The 427-nt window shown below is 59.3% G+C and carries 1 protein-coding gene; it reads right to left on the reverse strand.

From position 1 onward, the window contains the following. On the reverse strand, positions 1 to 426 hold a 426-nt coding region (repC, locus tag ACEXP3_RS09585), incomplete at its 3' end, for a plasmid replication protein RepC (RefSeq protein ID WP_377297050.1). Position 427: the final 1 nt, after the last annotated feature.

The following is a 427-nucleotide window of genomic DNA, read 5'->3' on the forward strand; positions in this document are numbered from 1 at the left end:
ATAGCCAGAATGGTTGTCACTGGCGCCTGTTTTTTGTGTTTTTAGCTGAAGTTCCAGATGGTTGAGCACCTCTTCACGCAACAAAGCCATCTCGTCCAGGATTGTGGTGATGGTTTTGAGGTCGGCGCGGCGCGGCAGCCTCGACACAAGCGCGATATAATGGCTCTCGATCCGCTCCCAATTGCCGGCAGCGCCCTCCTCCATCGCTGCGGTGATGAGCTTGCGCACATCGCGACGGCAGATGGTGAGTTCCTCTTTGGCGCGGCGCAGGCGCTGGCGTTCGGCGGCGATATCCTGGGCCAGGAGGGCAAGTTCGGCTGCGCGCACCATAAGCGGTGAAAGATCAAAACCGTAGGCCTGTTCGATCGCGCCATCCTTTGCGCGGTGAACGTAACGCTTGCCGTTCGGGCTATCGCGCCGCTGAATG

This window comes from Neorhizobium fuzhouense (assembly GCF_042611105.1).
Taxonomy (GTDB): domain Bacteria; phylum Pseudomonadota; class Alphaproteobacteria; order Rhizobiales; family Rhizobiaceae; genus Neorhizobium; species Neorhizobium galegae_A.